The sequence below is a fragment of the Nostoc sp. genome, from assembly GCF_036919895.1.
In the GTDB taxonomy this organism is placed as follows: domain Bacteria; phylum Cyanobacteriota; class Cyanobacteriia; order Cyanobacteriales; family Nostocaceae; genus Nostoc.
This window is the reverse complement of sequence record NZ_JBALBW010000124.1, coordinates 26,381-49,275: the sequence shown is the minus strand read 5'-3', so window position 1 is coordinate 49,275 and position 22,895 is coordinate 26,381. Positions and strand designations below refer to the sequence as shown.

The window sequence follows — 22,895 nt, the reverse complement described above, 5'->3', positions numbered from 1 at the left end:
GAGCGCCGATTGAAGTCTTGAAGCAGTATATTAAGAATCAAAGCCGCCCTCCGCTTCGCTCTCATGGCGGGGCTTGAATCCCACTCTTTTGGTCACTTGTCGAAACAGTAAGCCAAATCCAAAACCCCACAGCGCAGGATTAATTAAGATAGACTTGGCAATCTGCCAATGATTCTGGACACCGCCGCCAAAACGCGCTGCCACTAATACACCCAACGCATAAGTTCCGGGGAATGAACCGAGTAAATCGTAAAATAACGCCCAAGCAAAGTATTCTTTGCCTACCATTGCTAAGGTAATAGGAAAGCCAAGATAACCCGTATTACCCAACATTGCTGCTAATATCAAGCTAGCCTGAGTTTGTGGTTGGGGGACAGTTTTTCTAAAATAAGCTTGTCCTTTAATGGCTAACCAAGCTAAAAATGCTCCTAGTAAAATGGCTAGGTAAGCGATCGCAGGTGCAATCCAAATCTGCCCCGACAAGCTAGATTGACGCAAAAACGATACTATGCTTATGGGTACTCCCACCCAAAAAAGGAACTGTCCCAAACGAGTAGGAACTGTTACAGGTAGTTTGCGTCCCAGAATAAAACCTACCAGGACTAATCCTCCCAGCTTGACGTATAGTTCTAAAAGGTTTGTCAAGATTGCGCCTAAGAACCACAGATGTAAAATGCTACCTGTTACGTCTACTTTTGTCCAGTGCAAAATCTGTTATGGCTATCCCACAAAAACAGGAGTTTACCCTTGAATAAGGCAGGGTTTTCTGGAAAACCGCAAAACTCATCGAATGACCTTGGTGATGATATTCCAGTGGCTGTACGCGATGCCCCTATTGCACCACCGAAAATGTGGTTGCAACCCCAAATTTTGATGATTGGGGGAGTGGCGGTATTTATCCTGCTGGCTTTAATTAGCGGTTTTTTGTTTTTCGTCACCGCACCCAAAAAAACTGCCGATTCTCAACCTTTACCAGCTACTTCTGCTCCTCCAACTCCAGCACCATCTAATAATTCTAACGATACTGTATTAGGGCATTTTCCATACCCAGAAGCGCCTCAGTCAGAATTAGTAACCATCTCCGCAAATAGGGGCATTAGAATGCGAAAAGCTGCTGCCCAAAAGTTTGAGGAGATGGTAGCAGCAGCGCGGAGTGCTGGTGTAACTTTAGTGCCAATTTCTGGCTTTCGCTCAGTTAAAGACCAGGAACAGTTATTTTTTGGTGTCAGTGCCCAGCGAAATCAAACGCCAGCAGAACGAGCCGCCCTCAGCGCTCCTCCTGGTCATAGCGAACATCACACAGGTTATGCTGTGGACGTTGGAGATGGAAGAGTACCAGCAACTAATCTCCAAACCAATTTTGACAAGACCAAGGCTTATCAATGGCTACAAGCAAATGCAGCGCGTTTCAGCTTTGAAATGTCATTTCCTAAAGATAATGTTCAAGGTGTGAGTTATGAGCCTTGGCACTGGCGTTTTGTTGGCGATCGCAACAGCTTGGAAATGTTCTACAAAGCCAGAAATTTGAAACCCGCTAAGATATCGCCATAGGATTGGTCATTTGTATCAATAACTTACTTCGATTTTGGCACGGCAATTTAAGAGAACCACGATGTTTTCGTAGGGGTGGGATAGGTTAACCCAAAATCTAAAATTGGCAGAGTTTAGGAGATAGGAGTACTTTGGGCGATTTGCACTTCTGGGAATGCCATCGCCTCTTACTCTATCTTCTCACCTCTAGCCCTGTACTTGTATCAGCATTATTTTTTTCTAAAAAGTCGTTATCTTCAAGAATTTCATAGAGATTAATATCTTTCTCTAGCAAGCAAGCGTGTCCGCAATTGGGTAGCACCACAATCTTGTTATTTGGTAAGATGTTTGCTATCCGCTTGACTTCACTTACAGAAGGCAAAAGGCGATCGCTACCACCGGCAATCAACAAAACCGGTTGAGTTAAGCGACTTAACTGTTCTTCATCAACTTCAAACTCTCGCAGTAAAGACAACCGCCAAAGAACTGTTTCTACTGGTACAGAACGCATAGTTTTCAGCAATTCATGGCGATCGCTCCGAGAAATCCGGGGCAAAGATGCCAGAAACGGCAACAACCCCAGTGCGCCAATATCATACAATCCTGATGGCACTAAGTAAGTTAGCTGGGATGCCCAACTCAACCAAGGACGAAGATGAAAAGACGAAGCTGGGTTAATTAAGATGGTTCGCTTAAATAAATGCGGCGCTTGAATAGCTACTTTCATTGCCAAGCAACCACCAAAGGACTCACCACACAGGTAAACTGGTCTTTGAGGGCTTTTTTCTAATTCAGCGTCAATCAAGTCCAATACACTCTTAGTTAGCACATCCCAAGTGTTAAGGTCTTTCCGTGGAATCGCCAAACAACGGACATCAAAACCAGCTTCTAATCCAGCAGTTTGCGATCGCAATAATTGACCTGTTCCATCCATTCCTGGCAAATATACCAATAGTGGATACTCTGGTTGTACTCGTTCAGGAGTCAGGAAACAGGGGTTTAGCTCAACTTCAGAGATAGTCATTGGTCATTGGTCATTTGTCATTGGTCATTAGTCAATGGTATAAAACTTTTGGACTGTTGATTGTTCCGACAATCCAAAATCCGGTGTTGCGTTTCCAGCGCACCAAAGGAGCGAATCGAATGGCTCTAATAGCAACCCTGACGCAGTAAATTGCTAATTTCACCATGACAGTGTTCTGTCAGTTCAGCCACAACAGTTCTGGCTTGTTTCCCGTGATATTTTTTTTGATATTGGGGTGTAATCCAATAAGGGCGACCGATTAACACCGCAACCCGACGATAAATTACCAGAGGATGCCAGCCAGCTTGATTAAATAAAGGTTCTGAAGGGTCAAATAAGCTCAAAAACCTTAAGGGAAAACCATTGGTGTTTACCTCTTCTAAGGATGCGATCGCGATCGGCAAAATAGCTAAATCTTGCACATCAGCCCGCAATGCTAAATGAGCAAATCCGCGTTGAAACTCACCTACTTGGTTTGGTTGAGTAAATTTTACCATTGGTTCAGTCCCTTCTGGAAAGACTCCCACCATCTGCTTAGACTGCAATAGCGACTGCGACTGCGAAAAAAAGTTTTGTTGGCGGTTTTGAGTTTCCTCCAAAGGAAAACACCCCAATTGACCGGTGACAATCTCCCGCATTACTGGCACTTGTCCCATGTAGTGATGGCAAGCAAAGCGAATCGGACTCGATAACGCTGCCATTAAAATCGGTGCATCCATGAAGCTGCGGTGATTGCTGACTACCAAAACGCTAGCATCCTGGGGAATACGATCCTCATAATAGCGAAACATTTGGGTTGAGAGTGCCGCCACCAAAGCGCGAGAAATCTCTAGGGGGCTATTTCGACTCATACCTAATCAATATATTTTCCAGTAAATATGGGGGTTCATCTTAACTTAATTTTTACATTTCTTTACTACTGCCATGACCGTCTTAAGATAGAAATATCTGAATCCATAAAACCAGCTAAATTTTCTACATTGTGCATTATGTATTCTCAATCACAATATTTTCTAATAGAAAGTATTCAAAAAAATTATGATTAGTTAATTTCCATCTTTTAGTCAGAGATTCGCTTACTTAATTGATTCATTTTACAAAACAATTCTTGACATAAGAAATTTGCTACTATTAAGGTGTTCGTGGAAAAAATGGAAATATTATTGTATAATCGCTTGGCTTTGCCGATAAAAGTAAGATGTAAAACGTTTTAATAAGTTGATTTTTATTTTGTATGAATCTAGTGAATAAAACAGAAAAAACATTTGCACTGACAACACCGCTATATTATGTAAACGATGTCCCCCATATAGGCAGTGCTTATACAACGATCGCAGCAGATGTAGTGGCGAGATTTCATAGATTGCTAGGGCATAAGGTATTACTAATTACAGGTACAGATGAACACGGGCAAAAAATTCAGCGATCGGCAGAAAGTTTAGGCAAAGCGCCACAAGAGTTTTGCGATGAAATTGTCCCTAGCTTTGTGAGTTTGTGGCAGTTACTAGATATTCAATACGATCGCTTTAGTCGAACTACTGCGCCTCGTCATGAAGCGATCGTCAAAGAATTCTTTGAGCGAGTTTGGAAATCTGGTGATATCTACCAAGGACAACAACAAGGCTGGTATTGCGTATCCTGTGAAGAATTTAAAGAAGAACGCGATCTGCTAGAAGGACATCGTTGCCCGATTCATATTAACAAAGAAGTCGAGTGGCGAGACGAGCAAAACTATTTTTTTCGCTTATCCAAATATCAAACTAAGCTGACAGAATTTTATCAATCTAAACCAGATTTTATTCAACCAGAAAGTCGGCGAAATGAAGTCCTCAGTTTTGTCAATCAAGGGCTGCAAGACTTTTCTATTTCACGGGTGAATCTAGATTGGGGTTTTCCTGTACCAGTCGATCCCAAACACACTCTTTATGTCTGGTTTGACGCGCTGCTAGGTTATGTCACGGCATTACTCGCACCAGATGCAGAACCGACTTTAGCCAATGCTTTAGAAACTTGGTGGCCAATAAACCTGCACCTAATTGGTAAAGATATTTTACGCTTTCATGCAGTTTATTGGCCGGCAATGTTGTTGTCGGCTGGCTTACCCTTGCCAGAAAAAGTATTTGGACATGGCTTTTTGACTAAAGATGGTCAAAAGATGGGCAAAAGTCTGGGTAACACCCTTGATCCTGTTGCGTTAGTTCAGCGCTATGGTAGTGATGCCGTTCGTTATTACTTCCTTAAGGAAATCGAATTTGGCAAGGATGGAGATTTTAATGAAGTAAGGTTCATTAATGTTCTGAATGCAGATTTGGCAAATGATTTAGGTAATTTGCTCAATCGCACCTTGAGCATGGTGAAGAAATACTGCGTTGACAATAATTTCCCATCAATCGGCAATGAAGGAATTCCTGACGAAAATCCTTTGAAAACAATTGGTTTGCGTCTAGGGGAACAGGTGAAACAAGCATACAAGGAACTAGCTTTCAGTCAAGCCTGCGTGGCTATCCTTTCACTGGCCCAAGCCAGTAATAAGTTTATTGATGAACAAGCTCCTTGGACATTATATAAACAGGGACAACAGCAGTCCGTGGAAAAAGTTCTCTACGCAGTTCTAGAATCAGTTAGACTAGCAGCTTATCTGCTATCCCCAATTATTCCGAACATCAGTAGCGATATTTATCAGCAACTGGGCTTTGAAATAAACTTTAACAAGCAAAAACAAAGTTCAGTTACCGCTCCTTTTGCCACCCATGCGACATGGGGGATACTATCTAGTAAACAACAGTTGGGTGCATTCCAACCAGTTTTTAAGCGAATAGAACCCCTAAAAAACGATTAGTCCTTATCAAACTCTGATTTTGTTCAATTTCTTATTCTCTCAAAAAATTTATCGGGGCTTAATTTATATTAACCCCGGAACATTATCATAAGCAGCTGTGACTAGCATCTAAAAGTTCGTAATTTGTATCAAAAATAACAGGGATAAAAATCGAGGGATCACAATGATGTTGAATAATTTTGAAACCGATTCAATATTTACGCCAGAACAAGTTTTGGAGAATCGGGGCAGGGTGGCCATATTTATTGATGGCTCAAATCTATTTTACGCTGCATTGCAACTAGGGATTGAAATCGATTACACGAAGCTGTTGTGTCGATTAACAGGAGGTTCTAGACTCCTGCGGTCTTTTTTCTACACTGGTGTAGACCGGACAAACGAGAAGCAACAGGGATTTCTGCTGTGGATGCGTCGCAATGGCTATCGGGTCATTGCTAAGGATTTAGTCCAGCTACCAGATGGCTCTAAAAAAGCTAACCTGGATGTAGAAATAGCTGTAGACATGATGGCACTAGTAGATTCTTATGATACCGCAGTTTTAGTTAGCGGTGATGGGGATTTGGCTTATGCGGTCAATTCAGTCAGCTATCGTGGCGTGCGGGTAGAAGTGGTAAGTTTGCGTTCGATGACCAGTGACAGCTTAATTAATGTAAGCGATCGCTACATCGATTTAGAAGCCATCAAAGAAGACATTCAAAAAACCCCTCGCCAAAGCTATCCATACCGACCGTTATCTGGTATCGGTTTTTTGGAAGACCCAAGAACTAGTGATGGACACCTAGAAATCCAAGAATAATGACGTATCAATTTCATAAAAGAGGGAGACAGGGGGAGAGAAAAATTCAAAATTACTTCCCCACTCCCTCCTTCCTTTTTTTACCTTTGATTTTTTTATTGATATTTGGTTTAGTAAGTTGTGGGGGGAAAGCCCCTCCAGCTTCTCAAGAAAATCCTGCGGCTTCATCAAACCAAGATAGCAATTTGACTTTCTTTGATGTCACCCTAGAACAAGCAGATGAAGTGGGAAGACCGATTTGGAAAGTCAGGGCTAAAACCGCAAAATACACCAAAGAAAAACAAATTGGTCAAGCTGAAAGTCCTTATGGTGAACTATATCAAGATGGTAAAGTAGTTTACCAAATCAAGGCAGACGTTGCAGATATTGAACAAGATGGGAAGCAGTTGTTTCTTAAAGGTAAGATATTTGCCACAGACCCTAATAATGGTGTTGTATTGCAAGGTAATGAATTAGAATGGCGACCCAAAGAAGATTTGCTGATTGTCCGCAACCAGATTCATGGTACTCACAAACAACTACAAGCTGTAGCGCAAGAAGCACGAGTTAAAACCCGCGAACAGCGGATGGAATTTTCTGGAAAAGTAGTAGCAAATTCCACTGATCCTCAATTACAAGTAAGAACCGAGCATTTAATCTGGAATATTAAAGAACAAAAACTGATTGGCGATCGCCCTTTACAAATTGACCGTTACAAAAATGGTAAGATTAGCGATCGCGGTAAGGGTAATTCTGCCGAAGTCAACTTAAAAACAAAAATTGCCACTATTCAACAGAATGCTCAATTAGATTTGCTAGACCCACCTGTGCAAATAGCTAGTAACTCTATGACCTGGAACATGAACGCAGAAACTGTTATTACAAACTCCCCTGTGAAGATGTTTCAGCGTGTCGAAAACCTGACTGTAACCGCCAATAAAGGTGAAATGAAAATACCGCAAAAAACGGTTTATTTAACAGGTAACGTCAATGCCATTGGTCAGCGTCGCCAGTCTTTGAGGTCTAATACATTAACTTGGTATTTAGATAATAAGTTAGTTGAAGCTCAAGGAAATGTGTCGTATCGACAAGTTGACCCACCGTTAAATTTTACGGGTGAAACAGCCGTTGGGAATCTGCAAACAGAAAATATTGTTGTCAAAGGTGGCAGTTCTAGCGGTAGGGTAGTAACAGAAATTATTCCCCAAGAAAAAGTCAATCGTCAGTAGATGAACTACCCCAACCTATATCACTCCATCAGTTGACAAGTATGGGCGTAAACTAATTAACGATTAACCATTACCCTCTAGGCTAGGATCTTACTAATACGAGTGCTTTTGATAACCCATGAATGGATCAAACCGATTAGGCAAGGAATCCTTGCCAACATCCCAGCAAGCAGAACATTCCCAGCATGATGACACAGACCACGACCATATAGATCGGACTCATGGGACTGGAGAGGTGGCTCATCCTCACGTCCATAGCGAAGAGTCTTTACGACGAATTGTTAATCGATTATCGCGTATAGAAGGACATGTTCGTGGCATTAAGGCAATGGTGCAGCAAAATAGTCCTTGTCCTGATGTTTTATTACAAATTGCCGCAGTTCGGGGTGCATTGGATAAGGTAGCACGAATTGTTTTGGATGAACATTTAACTGAGTGTATTGGTCGAGCCGCACAAGAGGGTAATATTGATGTTGAAATTAAACAGTTAAAAGCTGCTTTAGATCGATTTTTACCTTAGAAATGAGAAAAATAAAAAATTAACCGGTATCACAATACATTTTGTAGAGATGCAATATTTGGTGTATTGACTCAGGCAAGGGTTCTTTATGCAAAAATTAACACAAGTATTTCATAGTCATAACTGAGAGTCTGGGAGTTGCAAAGCAGTTGTCAGGGGGTAAATATACCCTCTAAAGTTTATTAGGATGCGGATATTTTTGCATTTGGATTTTATACATATTTTCCAAAAATGAATTTTAAAAAGTATAAATTAAACTATTGTTTAAATGCAAATCCTAATAAACCTCTAATTGTTTTTTTACATGGCTTCATGGGAAATATTAATGAATTTGATGAAGCTATAAAATTTTTAGCAGAAGATTTTTCTTATCTTATCCTTGACTTACCAGGACATGGTAAAACCGAAGTTTTAGGAAGTGATGAATACTATAAAATGGAACCCACCGCTAAAGCAGTGGTCAATTTATTAGATGAATTAAAAATAGATAAATGCCACTTAATTGGTTATTCGATGGGCGGAAGATTAGCTTTATACTTAACTTTATATTTCCCGGAACATTTTATTAAAGTTGCATTAGAATCAGCTTCCCCAGGTTTAGCAACAGAAGCAGAACGATTAGAACGAGTTAGACGTGATGCTCAAATAGCTAAAAAATTAAGCAGAAGTATTATTCAAACTGATTTTGCTGCTTTTTTGTCAAATTGGTACAATCAACCAATTTTTGGTTATATAAAAAATCATCCACAATACGATCGCATGATAGAAAGTCGGTTGCAAAACAATCCGCAGGAATTAGATAAATCATTACGCTTCATGGGGACTGGATGCCAACCTTCTTTGTGGGGAAAGCTACAAGAAAATAAAATTAATATACTATTACTAGCTGGGGAATATGATGAAAAATTTATATCTATTAATACAGAAATGACTCAAATATGTGAATTTGCACAGCTAAAAATAATTAAAAATGCTGGACATAATATTCACTTTGAAAATACCTTAGCATTTGTAGAAAATATCAGAGGTTTTTTTATTGAGTAAGCTAAAAATTAAGATAAACTCACTTCTTCTTTACCGACTTATTAGAAGGAGTTGGTGATGGTGTCAATTTCGGCGCTATTGGTTGATTCGCTGCGGTTAATTCCTCTTTCAACATTTTCTGATAAACTTTAGGCAAAGAGCTACTAACAGAATTAGTTTCTAGACCATATCCTAGACTTGTCCAAGTCGGAGAGAGTCGCCGCAAAACATCATTTAACTTTCCCTGACGCAACAGTTGAGAAAGATCGGTTCCCCAAACTTTAGAATCACTTAACCAACGGTAAACTACTATATCTTGATACTCTGCTTCAAAACTATAAGCAGTCCAAAACATCATCTGCATTGGCTTTGGGTGATAACGCGGGGCTAAACGATACCAAGTAATGTTGATAATTTGATATCTCCCAGCAGCAGTAGAACAATTACCTGTATTTGGGCCTGTGACAATTGTGACGCATATTTCAGGATGTCGGCTCAGGTCGTTAACTTGCTGTCCACCATACAATAGCGAATAGGGACGGTTCCCACTGGCTTCACTCGCCGAGATGGTTCGCATTAAGGCGCGGATATAGGGGTCGCCCTGTTTCATCACCAAAGGCGGCTGTTTAACTGCAAAGATGGGATCGGAAGGCGATCGCAAGTCTCCAATATACCATTGCAACAAATACACAAAGCCAAGAAGCGCAGCTATTGGCCCAATAAGTTTTTCAACACCTTTGAATTCAAAGCCTTTCAGAGTCCGACTCCTTCAAATTTGCTCTTTTTGCTAACAAAAATCATCGACGAACTTATTGCAGTAAAGTTCATACCTGATTGTTAGTTACATGGTATCCGTTATTTCTGAGTGCTGTAAATCAGAACTATATTAACTCATGCCCTATGAGTATGGAGCAGAAGATGCAATTATAATACGGATAGATGAAGAAAAAGTTGAATTTCAAAAATAGATATATCAAATGTTGTTTAGTAAATTAACGATTCTATAACGATTAAATTAGGTGGGTTATATGTCTGAACTTACAGATGAACTTGAATATATTTTCGATTGGTTAGTATCTCTAAATCCTGATTATTTGAATGGCTATAATCCAGGTTTAACTCGACAAAAGATTGACGAAATAATCAAGAAATTGCCCTTCAATCTATCTGAGGAAATATACGAGCTTTATCAATGGCGAAATGGTTGTGCTTACGACTATAATTTGCCTTTGAGGGAATTTTTTTTTCCTGAACAGTTGTATAGTGGCATTCCTATACCATTCTGTTCTTTACAGGATTCAGTTTATATTTACACAACTATCCGAGAAGCTACTAGTGATGAATATTGGAATCAAAAATGGTTTCCTATAGGTGACTATGAGGGCAAAAGAATGCTATATGTAATTGGCGATCTAAATCCATCTCCAGTTTATCTTTGGGATGTTGGTTGCCTTGATGATTCGATAAGAGTCTATAAAAATCTTACGAGTATGATATCTGTAATTGCAGAATGTTGTGAGTTGGGTTTATATCAATATATACCAGATAAATATGGAGAAGATGATGATATGGTAATACGAATAGATGAAGAAAAGTTAGAACTTGAAAAAGAGATATATCGAAAATATAACTTATAACTTATAATTATAGTTACCCTGAAATAACCGAGATATTTATTCTGTTATTTAGAACTTTGACGATTACATAACTATTTTTTCACTTCTGGCAAAAAACTCATCCAATAAAATCATCATCCTAAAAATCATATTATTTGTTATTGACAATCGGGTTAAAACTTAAGGCGATCGCTTTTTGTTGATGAAGGAGAAAGAGCTACGCCTACCTATGTTATAATTAGATAGTTAATTTTCTGAGCAATTAGCTATGACAACAGAAATATTAAAATCTGTTGAACCTACCCTTTATGAAGAAGATTATTATTTATGGGTAGAAACAACACTTAAACAATTAGAAAATAAAGATATTGAAAATATTGATTGGGAACATTTATCAGAAGAAATTGAAGCTTTGGGAAATGAACAAAGACGAAAAGTAGAAAGTTACTTAAAACAATTATTAATTCATCTTTTACTTTATCGTTATTGGGAAACTGAAAAAGAAAATTGTCAACGAGGCTGGCAAATAGAAATAACTAATTTCCGTGATGAGCTAGAATTTTCTTTTCGTTCCAAAACACTTTATAATTATTCTCTTAACTGTTTAGATGCCGTTTATATTAAAGCCAGAAGGCAAGGAATTCAAAAAACGGGTTTAATGCCTGAGATTTTTCCAGAACAATGCCCTTTTACTTCTGAAGATATTTTCAATAGTGAGTATTTCCCCGAATAAAACGAATTTGGTGGTTAATGTGCGATCGCTCTCTCGTTCACAGACAAGCGATCGCTTCAGAAACTGAAATCAAGGGCGTTTAATTTAGATCAAGCAAGCTACTCGACAAAGTGCGATCGTTTTGACGAATAAAACCCTTTAGGATATCAGCACTGTTGAAATAGCTCCTTAAAGCTTTTTGAGGCTGCTTCAGGTTTGGCAACAATTTCGACAATTTTATTGCGTGCATCCGCTTCAAACAGCGCCTCAACAGCAACTTGGGCAACTTTTTGCCTGGGTATACTACCGTCAAACAGTGTATCAGCGCTCTGCATCACGATCGCGTCAAGGTTATCTTCATTCTTCAACCCACCAGGTCGCACAATCGTATAGGTAAGACCACTTTTCTGGATATATTCTTCAGCTTGCTTTTTCCACACCAAAATCAGCCAAAACAAGTTCAGTGGATGGAATAACTGCGAAGTACACAAAGAAGAAACTAAGACAAGATGCTCAATCCCCTTTACAATAGCCGCTTCTACCAAATTTTTAGTCCCTTCAAAATCTACTTTATAAGGGCCAGTGGGGTCAAAACTAGGTTTTGCACCAGTTGCAACCAACAAAACTGTGCTGTCTCCCAATGCAGCATTTAAACTTTCAGGTTGTAATACATCGCCTACAACTAATTCGGCTTCAGGAGACAGAATACCCCTAGCTTTGTCAATATCCCGCACTAAAGCCCGGACAGGAATATTCCGCGCTATCAACTCTTGCACAATCCGGCGACCTGTTTCACCCGTTGCCCCTGCTACAAATGCTTTCATGAGAAATGTTATCCTGGGAAACTATTGTGTGCTTGTTCAGTTCTTTATTTTAGTAATTCTATGGAGGTGATTGCAGATTAATGAGGTTTTGGTCAAAATTGAATATTAGTGTGAAATGACCCAAGTAGGTGGGGAATTATTAATATAGACGAGCGCCAAAATATACAGTAATGCATTTATGCTTTCAACAAACGGCGAATATAAATCCTGGGAAATAACAGAAGCAGTTTTACCTGTAGAATCTTCTCAAGAAGAAGCCAAGGAAACATTAACAGACGCAAATGTAGCAACGATCACAAAATTTTACGGTCGTTATCAAGATTTTATGGAAATGCCTGCCCCAGCAGAGAAGGTTGCTGAGTATCTGAATGCTCACGCCTCATGGTTTTCTCGTTGCGCTGAACCGATGAAGGTGCAATTACTTGGGGAAAATGGCTACGCTTTAGTAATTGGTTGTTTTGGTGCTTTCGGTTATGAAGTAGAACCGAAAATTGGTTTGGAATTGTTGCCCCCAGACGAGGGTATTTACCGCATCCGTACAATACCCATTCCTGATTACCAACCGCCTGGTTATGACGTAGATTATAAGGCATCTCTACAGTTAATAGAAAACGATGCTTACAGTAGGGGCGAGGTTACAAGAGTTGAATGGGAATTAGATTTAGTAGTTGATTTGCACTTTCCCCGGTTTATTCAGCGATTACCCAAATCTATAATTCAATCTACAGGCGATCGCTTACTTAACCAAATCGTCCGCCAAGTCTCTCGCCGCTTAACTCGCAAAGTTCAGCAAGATTTTCAGAAATCTTTGGAAATACCCCTTCCTACTAATTCTAAACAAAAGCGCTGAGTCAACAGTCCTTTGTCATTGCTCATACACTAATGACAAAGCGCAAAGTCTGAGCAGATATCTCCTCCGAGCCTCCTTCTCCTGTCGGAGACGCTGCGCGAACGGAGGAGCTACGCTAACAGAACTTTGTAAGAGAGGACAAATGACAAAGGACTACGCTTTAGTAAGAAGTCTTTGGACAATTTGCACTCCAGTAACAGCCTGCCAAGCAAAAAGTCCCAAAAGCGTGAAATTTAGCAAAATATGAGTTGCACGCGCCCAATTTGCCCCTTTCTGCATATAAGGCGACAAAGCAGCAGAAAATGCAATTATACCTGCCATGCCCAGTCCTGCCAGCAGGTGAGGCCCTACAAATAACTTTTGATTATTAATGTAAGTGACACCCATCCCTCCGATCGCACCTGCTACCATCAGACCTAAGAGTATAGACCCGATTTGGTAGTGTCTGAGGTTATATCTACCTTTAATCAGTTCTTTCTTTTCTTCCCCTTGAGCATTTCTGGTACGCTGTACTTGCAGCCCCAAGTAGGCAGCATAAATTGAGAGTGCTAATAGTGCCCACATCAGCACCGGATGGAAGAAGTTTAGCCAATATTTCACCGACGCAGAAAGTTCTAGACTCATAGTGTTCTCACCTAATTATTAAATCTTCATAAAAATTAGCATAACTCTATTCTCTGTGCTTAAAGTTGCACAAATTAAAAGATAATAAGGAAGATTTTGCTTTCTCATCTTTGCTATTTTCCTTTGCCCTCTTGCCAAAGTGGATAAACAATCTCAGACTGAGTTTTGAGGGTAGACGAACAAAACCCCTGTGGGGGATCTCATTCATGACTGAAAACAACGATACTTTGCTGCTAAAAGCTGCTAAAAGTGGCGATATCAAAGGGCTGTGTGCGCTACTAGCTACTGGTGCGAGGGTGGACGCGTGCGATCGCCAAGGCACGACGGCGTTAATGTTTGCTGCCAATTTAGGCTACACCGAAATTGTGCGATCGCTCTTGGATGCTGGTGCAAATATCAACTTGCCCAGAAAACTCTATGGTTTGACGGCTTTGATGTTGGCGGCTAGTGCCAAACAACTTGACATTTTGCAGCTTTTACTATCAAAAGGGGCTGATGTCAATGCCACTAATGAAGATGGCAGCACAGCTTTAATGGCAGCAGTCCTCAAAAGTCATATCGATGTAGTGCAAGTCTTATTGGTTGCTGGTGCAAAGGTGAATATTGCCGATAAAGATGATGATACTGCCTTGAAACTTGCCATTAAGCAGGGAAATATAGAAGTTTTACAAGCAATTCTCCAAACTGGTGTTGATGTCAATATCCCAGATCGAGAAGGTGAGACACTCTTAACATTAGCGGTAGACTTGGGGCATCTGGAGGTTGTGAAAGCACTGCTAGCAGTAGGGGCTGATGTGAATATGAAAAACGCTGATAGTGGAACTGCATTATCGGCAGCAGCCGCAAGTGGACATAGTGCGATCGCAGCAGCTTTACTAGATCGAGGGGCTGAAATTAATCTCCAAGACCAAGATGGTGAAACTGCGCTACATCTCGCCGTTGTGGAAGGCTACATTGATGTCGTGCAAGTATTACTTAATAGGGGTGCAGATGTCCAAATTAGCAACCGCCTGGGTGATACGCCACTGCTGGTAGCAGCATTGCAGGGACATAGCAAAATTGTCGAGGCACTCCTGCGTTCTGGGGGAGATATTAATGGTAAAAATCTTGGCGAAGCACCTTTGACGTTAGCTGCATCACAAGGACAGACCCAAACAGTGAAAGTGTTGTTAGACTATGGCGCTGATGTCAACACTGCTGGGGATGATGGCAAAACCGCTTTGATTAAAGCAATCGAACGGAAGTACACAGAGATCGTACATTTGCTGCTGGCAAAGGGGGCAGATGTGAATTTTCAAGATTCAGCGAAGGCAACATCATTGATGTGGGCTGCCTCATCAGGTTATAGCGAAATTGTACAGTTATTACTTCAAGCTGGGGCAGATGTGAATTTGAAAAATCGAGGTGGTTATACTGCTTTGATGATTGCAGAATTTAATGGTTATAAAAATATAGTAAAGAGTCTGCAAAAAGCTGGGGCGCAAGAATAGCAATTTTAATTCTGAATTTTTCAACTAAAATCTTTTCAGAAATATCTTGACAAATCATTAAATGAAAGTTGTTAAATCAAATACAAAGGAAGTTTAAAACAACTAAGTTTAGACTTGATAAATAAAGAAAGCAAAACTCCGTCGTAGCTGTTGTGAACTTACTACGCCGGAGAAAAGAAAAATTAAAACGTCAAAAGGGAGCAGGCTAAATGCTTGCGTGACAAGGATATAAAGAAAGCAAAAATGAAGAAGTAAATTTACTTTTTACTTTTTACCTTGTACATTTTACCTTTTACCTACTCTCCCCCTTGACGTTTCCTACTGTGCTAGATGTGCAAAATATATAGTTTTTGTTTGAACGGAAATGTATTCTAAGGATCATTTTTTATGTATTATCCGAAAGGCTAAATACAAATGAATCCTGAAGGAAGGTTAATGTGCGACTATTTGGGCGATCGCTACGGAAATTTCCAGAAAAAATAAATTAAAAATTAAATTTAGTGCGGTGAATTCCCAGTTACCGAACCACTCTTCGGTTGGAATTTAAGCACAATCTATAAAATTTGCAGAACAACTAGTGTCATATCATCAGTGTTTTGCTTATCATCACCAATGAATTGCTGAACTTGGTCAAACAGGTAATCCACAATCTCCTCTGGACCATTGCAGTACTTGCAAGCCGTATTGAAGCCAGCGACAAAGTTATCTTCATCGAAGCGATCGCCACCAGCAGCAGCCGCATCGGTCAAACCATCTGTATAGTAAATAATTGTATCCCCAGGTTCTAACTGTACCTGAGCATCTTCATATTGGCTGCTAGCATCCAAACCGATTAACATTCCTAGAGTATCTAAACGGCTAACAGTTTTCGTGGCTGCGTGCCACCACAAGGGAGGATTGTGTGCCGCATTGCTATAAGACAAAATTCGACTATGGGGATTATATTCTGAGTAAAATAGTGTTACAAAGCGGTGGGAATTTTCCAAATCCGCATACATAACTCTATTTAAGTTTTGCAGAATTTTTGCTGGGGAATTCCCATGTAGCACTTCTCCCCGTAGCATTCCCCGCATCATCGTCATAATCAACCCAGCAGGGACACCTTTGCCCATGACATCTCCAATCACCAAACCCCAGCGACTAGTTTCTATATCGCGTTTAGTCTTGAGCCGAATCTTATTCTGATTGGTAGCAATAAAGTCATAGTAGTCTCCGCCGACGCGATTTGCCGGTTTACAACGTGCCGCTAGCACTGCACCAGGGATTGTGGGGCATTGACGTGGTAAAAGTCGCCGTTGAATTTCTGCGCCAATTTCTAGTTCTTGGTCTAGGCGTTCTTTTTTTCTTAGTTCTACAGCTAGTTCATCGTTTTCGATCGCTACTGCTGTTTGGTCTGCAACTAATCTAACTAACTTTTGTCTAGTTTCTGTCCAACTATATTCTGGATCGCGGCTCAATACATAGAGCCATCCCCTCTCTGTATGCTTCACCAGAATCGCCGTACCAAAGATTTGTACATCTGGCCCCAAATAACGATGCATTTGGTCATCTAAAATCCCCGTCGCATTGGCTATAGGGGCAGTATTTGGCAAAAGCGTGATTTGACTGCTAGCTATTTCTAGCGCTTTGCGGATATTCTTACGCTGGCCACTATCTTGCCAATGTAACTGTTCTAACCTGACTTGACCATTAGGTTTGTAGAGAAACAAGGCGCTGCCGTCTGCATCTGTCACTCTTGTTGCCATTAGTGGGATCAGTTCCAAAAACTGATTCAAATTATTGAAACTTCTCAGGGCAAATCCTAAAGAACTGAGCAAATCTTGAATTTTGTTCTGTTCCCGGTGCAACCTTGCCACGAGTTCTTTGAGTGCTACGACTGGTGTGACATCTGTCGCAGCACTATTGTTGTCAGTGGGTTGAGAGGGCAGTTGAGACACAGGCACAGGTATTATTGCACTTTATATTGGATATTGGCAGATTTTAGATTATTTATAAACTTTTTGGCTTTGGCATTGCTAAACCATATTTAGACAAGACTTGCCACTTTAGCAAGAGTATAAAGACGTAACAGGCAACTTTTATCGGTATTTTATCTGCTTATTGGATTTTTGATGGAATATTAGTCATTTCAATTCATGTATTTTTAATTAAAACTCAACCCGTAAAAATTACTAGTTGCAGTAATAGGTCAGAAAAATTCTCATCTTTTCATAACTTAATCCCCAAAGCATATCTCTAAAGTTATAAGAATACTTTATTCAAAGAATAATTTATAACGCTTTCAGAGTAACTGTTTGGGTATAAGCAACTAAAAAACTAGAAGTCTTTTCAGTGAAAACCTCTATAAGCGCTCAAATCGAGCTTGGTTTGGTAAATAACAGACTTATATTAATTCCAAAAGCTGAGAATATGTAAATAAGTCTTGAAATCGCCATAGCCAATATAAGTTAACTGCGGAAGGAAACCATCCCGCAGTGCTGGACTCACCCGCGCTGGCTCCCCAACGCACTTTTCACCGCTCAGACTGCTGTCCATCCCACAATAGTTGTGTTTGTGGGAGCTAGCATCTCGCGCCCTTTAAACGGCTACAAAATGTAAGTTTATGGGCTTTTGTATGTAGTAACGAAATTTCTGTGTTGTTACATCCAAAAGCCCTTCAGGGGGTGAAAAAAGGGCATTAGCTTGAGATTTTAGCAAAACTCACCCATTTATTGTGACAAACTTGTGATTTTACGACTTGAACTATTTCTATTTAGTTCAAGTGATAATACCAGATCGGTTATCTCTAAATTCATGATTTTGTCAAGAAAAATTTTTAACTCCAAATTTTTCAATTAGCCACTCAAGAGAGCTTCGACAAATTCATAGCTCGAAAAGGGGCGCAGGTCTTCAATTCCTTCGCCAGCACCAATAAAGCGAATGGGCAAACCTAGCTGTTGCACAACGGCGAGGGCAACGCCGCCTTTAGCAGTGCCATCTAGCTTGGTTAAGACAACGCCACTCAGTTGGGCCGCTTGGGAGAAAACTTCGGCTTGCCGGAGTCCATTTTGACCTAAAGTTGCATCTAAAACCAATAGGGATTCTACTTTGGCATTTGGGGCTTTTTTGTCGATAATTCGCCGAATTTTACCGAGTTCATCCATTAAATTTTTCTTGTTTTGCAGTCGTCCAGCTGTATCTACCAGAAGTAATTCTGTTTGTCGCGATTGGGCAGCTGCGATCGCATCAAACACAACTGCTGCCGGATCTGTATTTTTCCCAGGATTGGCAATTACTTCGACACCACTTCTACTACCCCAAACCTTCACCTGTTCCACAGCGGCGGCGCGGAAGGTGTCTGCTGCGCCAATCAAGCATTTATAACCAGATTTTTGTCCCAAGTGGGCAATTTTGCCGATGGTGGTGGTTTTACCGGCACCATTCACCCCAGTGATTAACCAAATGTTCAAGGTTTCTTTTTCTGGGGTAAAGCTAGTTTTGTGGGATGCAATGCTTGGTGCATCCAGCATATCCCGGAGAATTTTTTTCAGATAAGCGATCGCTTCTTCTGGCGCTGTAACTTCTTCTCGAAGTTTTGTTTGTAGGGCATTGATAATAAAATCTGTCGCCTCTACACCGACATCAGCTTGCAGGAGTAATGCCTCAATTTCCGTTACAGCAGCTTGGTTAAGGGGCCCTTGACCAACAATCGCCTTCAGTTGGTTGAGAATACTCCGGCGAGTTTTGTCTAACCCTTGCCGGAGCTTTTTCAGCCAGGTAATTTCTTCAATAGAAACGTCTTCTGGATTTCTACCTTGAGCGGCTAAAACTTTTGCCGACCAGACAAATCCATCATCAAATACCAGTCCGGGAATTTCCTCTCCTATTTCTGAGGTTGCAGCGACTGGCTGTACTATCTCCGGTTCTGGAACTTCAATGGCGGTGGCTATTAGTTGATCCAGTTTTGCTTGCCGTTCTGCCGCCGCCCGTTCTAAGAAGGATAAATTAGCTGGTGCTGTTGGCTGCGTTGTTTCTGGTGTAAGGGTTTGTCCAACTTCATTTGCTGTTATTTCTGGGCTTTCAACATCTGTTTCTTCAGCAATTGCATTTACAGAGGAATCTTCTCTACTTTCTTCTTGAGTAGCTGCTTGGATTACTTCTGGCTGTGATGTTTCTAGGGTTGTACTAACAGATTCCTCTGTTGCTTCTGATTCAGTGATTTCCGCAATTACCGTTTCAGGTTCGGCTGAGGCATTTGCTAAATCAGGTGGGGTTTCGACTACCTCAGCCTGTTGTTTTTGCTGAATATTTTTGTAAGCAGCTTTAGCAAAAGCCAACAAATCTGGTGTCGTTTCAGCAGTTGAGGTTTCAGCTGGCTCTGGTTGGGTTTCTTGTACGGGAATTTCTTCCTGTTTTTTATCAGAAGGAGTCTCAGAGGAATCGTTATGTTGACGACGGAACCAATTAAAAACCATTGCAGTAGTATTAGTTATATGAGTTATAAGTTATAAGTTATGAGTTTAATTTAACTTTGCACTTTTTCTTGGGGTGAAAGCTTCCCGGTTATCCTCACCTTTCACCGCCACTTTAAACAAAATCAGCTTCCTTTGGTTCGCGCAGCGTCTCCCCTTCTCCCAAAGAAAGAGGCTAGAGCCAGGAGAGAAGTTCCGCGCCAAGAAAGCCGCCGAAGCGGCTACAGACTTTTCTCCATAGCGATATAGGAATTACGAATTACCTTAGCGTAGCGGTAGCGATACTGCGTTCGCTTTTAGCGTCTCGTAGAGAGCTTCATTAAGAATTACGAATTCAGGTAAGGTACTATGCTGTTTTTTTCTGCTCAGTGACTCGGCGCAAAACACCGTTAATAAATCGATGACCGTCGTCTCCACTGTAGCGTTTGGCTAGCTCCACAGCTTCGTTGATGGCGATACTATCTGGAACTCCTAAGAACTTCATTTCTGCCACAGCGATTTGCAGGATATCGCGGTCAATCTGGGCGAGGCGAGTTACTTGCCAATCTACTAAAGCATTAGAAATGAGTTCATCTATAATATGTCGATTTTCGTTGACGGTAATCACAAGCTCTTTAGCATAATTACGGACTCCCTTATCCTGATTAGCCAGTTGAATCAATTCGGGGAAATCAACTGCTGTACCCAATTGATTGATTGCTGTCTGGGTGCAAGCGATCGCTTCTTGAAGCATTGCTCTAGCAGAATTGAGATCGGAGGCCCGAGTTTGGCTACTTAAGATGCGATCGTTACTGCGTTGCAATTCCCCTGCGGCATTATCGAGAGTATCTTGTACTTCTGAAGTCAGGGTGCGTACTGCTCCTAGCACCAACTTGGATACTAGTTGATCGTCTGTTAATGTATCTAATTTTTTTGGGTTGACTGGCAATTGGCTAAGGCTTAAAAGCGCCAATTCACGAGCAATTTGCTGGGGTTTACGAGGTTGCATAAAAGTGAGGGGTGATTGTGCGAGAACTGATTAACTAGTCTGGGCAAACTTACAAGTCTATCAATTTTGGCACAGTCCAACAACAACATTACGCATTTGCTTATGACTTTGCCAGATTGAATTTAAGTTTCTTCAACGGAAATAACCTGCCGCTTGATTTCGTCGTGTTTCACCTCCAAATTAGACTCTTTGGGGAAAATCAAAGGCGTGTTGGGGGCGACAATGCCACCTGATACAACTATTTTAAAAGCGTCTTCAATGGACATGGAGAGGTTCACTACCTCATCTTCAGGAACCACTGCGTACCATCCAGTAGTTGGGTTTGGGGTGGTGGGGATAAAAACACTGAGGACGGGGCGGGACATCTGGGCTTGGATATCACTGCTGATTGCACCAGTGACAAAAGCGATCGCCCAAATTCCTCGGCGGGGATACTCTACCAAAATTACCCGACGAAATTTGCCATTAGAATCTTTTAGTATTGTTTCTAAAAGCTGCTTTAGAGTTTTGTACACCTGTCCCGCTAAAGGAATTGCCTGTAATAATCGCTCGCCAAAATCTAACAACCACCGTCCAGCAATATTGCGAGCCATCAAGCCCATCAATAAAATACACAGTAGTGGCACAGCTAATCCTACTAATAAATTCAGTAAATTTACTAGAATTGGATTTAACCCATCAAAGGGATTAAGTTGTTTGGGAATTTGGGTGAGGAAGTTGATTACCCAACTAGCAATGGTAATTGTCAGCCAGATAGTAGTTGCTAGGGGAATTACTACCAACAAACCAGCAATCAGGTCGTTTTTTAAGTCCTGTTTTAGGCGATCGACTACCAAGCCCTGATTCTCCTGTTTTAAGCTAGAGGAACTTTTGTTATTGGTATCCATACCAGCACATTTGTCAAATAACAAAGGTCTTACTTGCAGCAGAAGTTGCTTCAAGTAACTATCCGAAATACTAGCAGCCTGGCTGCTACGGCAAAAACACGTACTTGTTGCTGAAAATCAGCTATTTTCCTACAAGCATACACATAGATATCAACCAATCCGATGGCGGCCGGTTATTCTCAGAGGATGTTACTTTTCCTTGTAAGACTTGTAAATGATTGTTGCAAGTCATGAGGTATTACTAATCTATCGCGCTCAATCAAAAGCTGCTCATGATTGTGAAAGTACCACCAGGTAAACTGAGGAGTTATTTTATTGGGTCAGTCACTCACTTTTGATCGGGAGTGACTTTTATGAAAATGGTCTGTTAAAAATATTAATTTATTATGGTGGTTTTGTTTAAATGTAAAGCACGTTAGGGTAGTACAGCTAGCTGTACTACCCTATTTCGGAAAAAGTCCGATTTTGCGATCGCCTACCCACCCGATCCCTGCTTGTCGATTTCACTGAGAAACCTTCTAATTCCAGTCGCTTCATGCTACGTCAATCTGCGTAGTTTCCGAATCCGCACTCTGTAATTGCTGTGTACTTTCTTGTGCAAGAATTGCTGTTGTGCCTAAATTAGGTTGTGGTAGATACTTCATTTCCCAGACTTTGAGCAAAATCAGGTATTCGTAGAATGCTTGCAATGTACACCAAGCAAGTCCAGCGTGTCCATCTAAACAGCCGCCTAAGATAAAATACATATATAAAAAGCGTAGCAACGGTCTAGCAGGTAAACGCAAAGATAAATCTTTGAGAGCGCGGCGTTTTTCGACTTCCGATTTGCCAAAGAATAAATCTTGCCAGTTGACGTTTCCCTGTTCTAGCTGATACAGGGTTTCTTGAGCTTCATCTGTAGAATAACGGTTATGTTTGTCAATCCAACGGCTCAAACCTTTGCTACAAGTGTAATGGGGGTATGTTTCCTTTAAAAAGCTAGTTGCACCCTCACAAACTTCCCGTTCAGTATGACCGTAGTCTGTAAACCACACTTTACCGTGGCGGAAGAGGCGCATTTGGTAACGGGGATACTGTGTGCTGTAGCGAATCCAACGATTCATGAACATGACACGTTCAGCCACGTAGTAACCAATATAGTCTGGATGCTGACTTGCCTTTTCGCATTCCGCGAATAGTTCTGGTGTCATCCGCTCATCAGCTTCGAGAATATAAACCCATTCGTGCTTCGGGGGGATAGACTCTAACATCCAGGTGCGCTGGCGGCCATGGCTTTCAAAAGCGTGTTGGACGACGCGGATGGGATAGCGACTGGCGATTTCCACAGTGCGATCGCTACTGCATGAATCCACAACAATGATGTCATCCGATAGCATAGCCGATTCAATACAAGCAGCAATATCTAGTTCTTCGTTATATGTCAGTATGTAAATTGAAAACATTACCCAAGTTTTATAGCGATTTTACTCAGTGATAACTGCATTTTTATTTTTATTAGCTGCTAGGAGCATGG

At 40.9% G+C, this 22,895-nt stretch carries 21 protein-coding genes and 1 pseudogene; 10 read left to right on the top strand and 12 right to left on the bottom strand.

Annotated features, from left to right (window positions below):
* Window positions 1–90: 90 nt before the first annotated feature.
* A pseudogene (locus V7K55_RS24690) lies at window positions 91–645 on the bottom strand (AEC family transporter); the annotation flags it as partial.
* Window positions 646–747: 102 nt separating this feature from the next.
* On the opposite strand from V7K55_RS24690, the gene V7K55_RS24685 reads away from it, so the two are divergent.
* The gene (locus V7K55_RS24685; RefSeq protein WP_334835519.1) at window positions 748–1,551 is read left to right on the top strand and encodes a M15 family metallopeptidase; all 804 of its coding nucleotides are present in this window, start codon (window positions 748–750) and stop codon (window positions 1,549–1,551) included.
* Between the two features lie 172 nt (window positions 1,552–1,723).
* Here the strand turns inward: V7K55_RS24685 and V7K55_RS24680 are convergent, their stop codons facing one another.
* On the bottom strand, window positions 1,724–2,554 hold the full coding sequence (locus V7K55_RS24680; protein WP_334835517.1) for an alpha/beta fold hydrolase: 831 nt from the start codon (window positions 2,552–2,554) through the stop codon (window positions 1,724–1,726).
* 125 nt (window positions 2,555–2,679) lie between these two features.
* Complete coding sequence (locus tag V7K55_RS24675; RefSeq protein ID WP_334835514.1) at window positions 2,680–3,405, bottom strand: lysophospholipid acyltransferase family protein; 726 nt, start codon at window positions 3,403–3,405, stop codon at window positions 2,680–2,682.
* Between the two features lie 383 nt (window positions 3,406–3,788).
* Between V7K55_RS24675 and metG the strand changes: the two genes are divergently transcribed.
* From metG to menH, 5 genes are all read left to right on the top strand, one after another.
* A complete protein-coding gene (metG, locus tag V7K55_RS24670) occupies window positions 3,789–5,393 on the top strand; it encodes a methionine--tRNA ligase (RefSeq protein ID WP_334835512.1) in 1,605 nt (534 codons plus the stop codon).
* A gap of 166 nt (window positions 5,394–5,559) precedes the next feature.
* Complete coding sequence (locus V7K55_RS24665) at window positions 5,560–6,189, top strand: LabA-like NYN domain-containing protein (RefSeq protein WP_041565095.1); 630 nt, start codon at window positions 5,560–5,562, stop codon at window positions 6,187–6,189.
* Window positions 6,189–7,397, top strand: coding sequence for an LPS export ABC transporter periplasmic protein LptC (gene lptC / locus V7K55_RS24660; RefSeq protein ID WP_334835510.1), 1,209 nt, complete (start codon window positions 6,189–6,191; stop codon window positions 7,395–7,397). The genes V7K55_RS24665 and lptC overlap by 1 nt, the downstream gene beginning before the upstream one ends.
* A 118-nt stretch (window positions 7,398–7,515) precedes the next feature.
* On the top strand, window positions 7,516–7,917 hold the full coding sequence (locus tag V7K55_RS24655; RefSeq protein WP_334835508.1) for a metal-sensitive transcriptional regulator: 402 nt from the start codon (window positions 7,516–7,518) through the stop codon (window positions 7,915–7,917).
* Window positions 7,918–8,148: 231 nt separating this feature from the next.
* Window positions 8,149–8,961: a 2-succinyl-6-hydroxy-2,4-cyclohexadiene-1-carboxylate synthase gene (menH, locus tag V7K55_RS24650; protein WP_334835506.1), complete on the top strand. Its 813-nt coding sequence runs from the start codon at window positions 8,149–8,151 to the stop codon at window positions 8,959–8,961.
* Between the two features lie 19 nt (window positions 8,962–8,980).
* Here the strand turns inward: menH and V7K55_RS24645 are convergent, their stop codons facing one another.
* On the bottom strand, window positions 8,981–9,631 hold the full coding sequence (locus tag V7K55_RS24645; protein WP_334835504.1) for a glycoside hydrolase family 24 protein: 651 nt from the start codon (window positions 9,629–9,631) through the stop codon (window positions 8,981–8,983).
* A gap of 337 nt (window positions 9,632–9,968) precedes the next feature.
* Here V7K55_RS24645 and V7K55_RS24640 point away from each other — a divergent pair, with 337 nt between their 5' ends.
* The gene (locus V7K55_RS24640) at window positions 9,969–10,577 is read left to right on the top strand and encodes an SMI1/KNR4 family protein (protein ID WP_334835501.1); all 609 of its coding nucleotides are present in this window, start codon (window positions 9,969–9,971) and stop codon (window positions 10,575–10,577) included.
* Window positions 10,578–10,824: 247 nt separating this feature from the next.
* Window positions 10,825–11,289, top strand: coding sequence for a DUF29 domain-containing protein (locus V7K55_RS24635; protein WP_334835499.1), 465 nt, complete (start codon window positions 10,825–10,827; stop codon window positions 11,287–11,289).
* A gap of 146 nt (window positions 11,290–11,435) precedes the next feature.
* Here the strand turns inward: V7K55_RS24635 and V7K55_RS24630 are convergent, their stop codons facing one another.
* Complete coding sequence (locus tag V7K55_RS24630; protein WP_334835497.1) at window positions 11,436–12,092, bottom strand: NAD(P)H-binding protein; 657 nt, start codon at window positions 12,090–12,092, stop codon at window positions 11,436–11,438.
* Between the two features lie 178 nt (window positions 12,093–12,270).
* Here V7K55_RS24630 and V7K55_RS24625 point away from each other — a divergent pair, with 178 nt between their 5' ends.
* Window positions 12,271–12,942 carry a DUF1997 domain-containing protein gene (locus V7K55_RS24625; RefSeq protein WP_334835494.1) on the top strand — a complete coding sequence of 224 codons (672 nt, stop codon included), beginning with the start codon at window positions 12,271–12,273 and terminating at the stop codon, window positions 12,940–12,942.
* Between the two features lie 153 nt (window positions 12,943–13,095).
* On the opposite strand, the gene V7K55_RS24620 is transcribed toward V7K55_RS24625, so the two are convergent.
* Entirely contained in the window at window positions 13,096–13,566 is a 471-nt protein-coding gene (locus V7K55_RS24620) for a DUF4079 domain-containing protein (protein ID WP_334835492.1), read from the bottom strand.
* Between the two features lie 206 nt (window positions 13,567–13,772).
* Here V7K55_RS24620 and V7K55_RS24615 point away from each other — a divergent pair, with 206 nt between their 5' ends.
* Window positions 13,773–15,056: an ankyrin repeat domain-containing protein gene (locus V7K55_RS24615; RefSeq protein ID WP_334835491.1), complete on the top strand. Its 1,284-nt coding sequence runs from the start codon at window positions 13,773–13,775 to the stop codon at window positions 15,054–15,056.
* Between the two features lie 554 nt (window positions 15,057–15,610).
* Here V7K55_RS24615 and V7K55_RS24610 read toward each other — a convergent pair.
* The 6 genes from V7K55_RS24610 to V7K55_RS24585 all read right to left on the bottom strand — a co-directional run bounded on the left by V7K55_RS24610 (window position 15,611) and on the right by V7K55_RS24585 (window position 22,824).
* Window positions 15,611–16,999 carry a PP2C family protein-serine/threonine phosphatase gene (locus V7K55_RS24610; protein WP_334835489.1) on the bottom strand — a complete coding sequence of 463 codons (1,389 nt, stop codon included), beginning with the start codon at window positions 16,997–16,999 and terminating at the stop codon, window positions 15,611–15,613.
* Between the two features lie 445 nt (window positions 17,000–17,444).
* On the bottom strand, window positions 17,445–17,591 hold the full coding sequence (locus V7K55_RS24605) for a hypothetical protein (RefSeq protein WP_334835487.1): 147 nt from the start codon (window positions 17,589–17,591) through the stop codon (window positions 17,445–17,447).
* A 299-nt stretch (window positions 17,592–17,890) separates the two neighbouring features.
* The gene (ftsY, locus tag V7K55_RS24600; protein ID WP_334835485.1) at window positions 17,891–19,510 is read right to left on the bottom strand and encodes a signal recognition particle-docking protein FtsY; all 1,620 of its coding nucleotides are present in this window, start codon (window positions 19,508–19,510) and stop codon (window positions 17,891–17,893) included.
* Window positions 19,511–19,853: 343 nt separating this feature from the next.
* Window positions 19,854–20,495 carry a transcription antitermination factor NusB gene (gene nusB / locus V7K55_RS24595; protein WP_334835483.1) on the bottom strand — a complete coding sequence of 214 codons (642 nt, stop codon included), beginning with the start codon at window positions 20,493–20,495 and terminating at the stop codon, window positions 19,854–19,856.
* Window positions 20,496–20,617: 122 nt separating this feature from the next.
* On the bottom strand, window positions 20,618–21,382 hold the full coding sequence (locus V7K55_RS24590; RefSeq protein WP_334835481.1) for a DUF502 domain-containing protein: 765 nt from the start codon (window positions 21,380–21,382) through the stop codon (window positions 20,618–20,620).
* A 533-nt stretch (window positions 21,383–21,915) separates the two neighbouring features.
* On the bottom strand, window positions 21,916–22,824 hold the full coding sequence (locus V7K55_RS24585; protein ID WP_334835479.1) for a glycosyltransferase family 2 protein: 909 nt from the start codon (window positions 22,822–22,824) through the stop codon (window positions 21,916–21,918).
* Window positions 22,825–22,895: the final 71 nt, after the last annotated feature.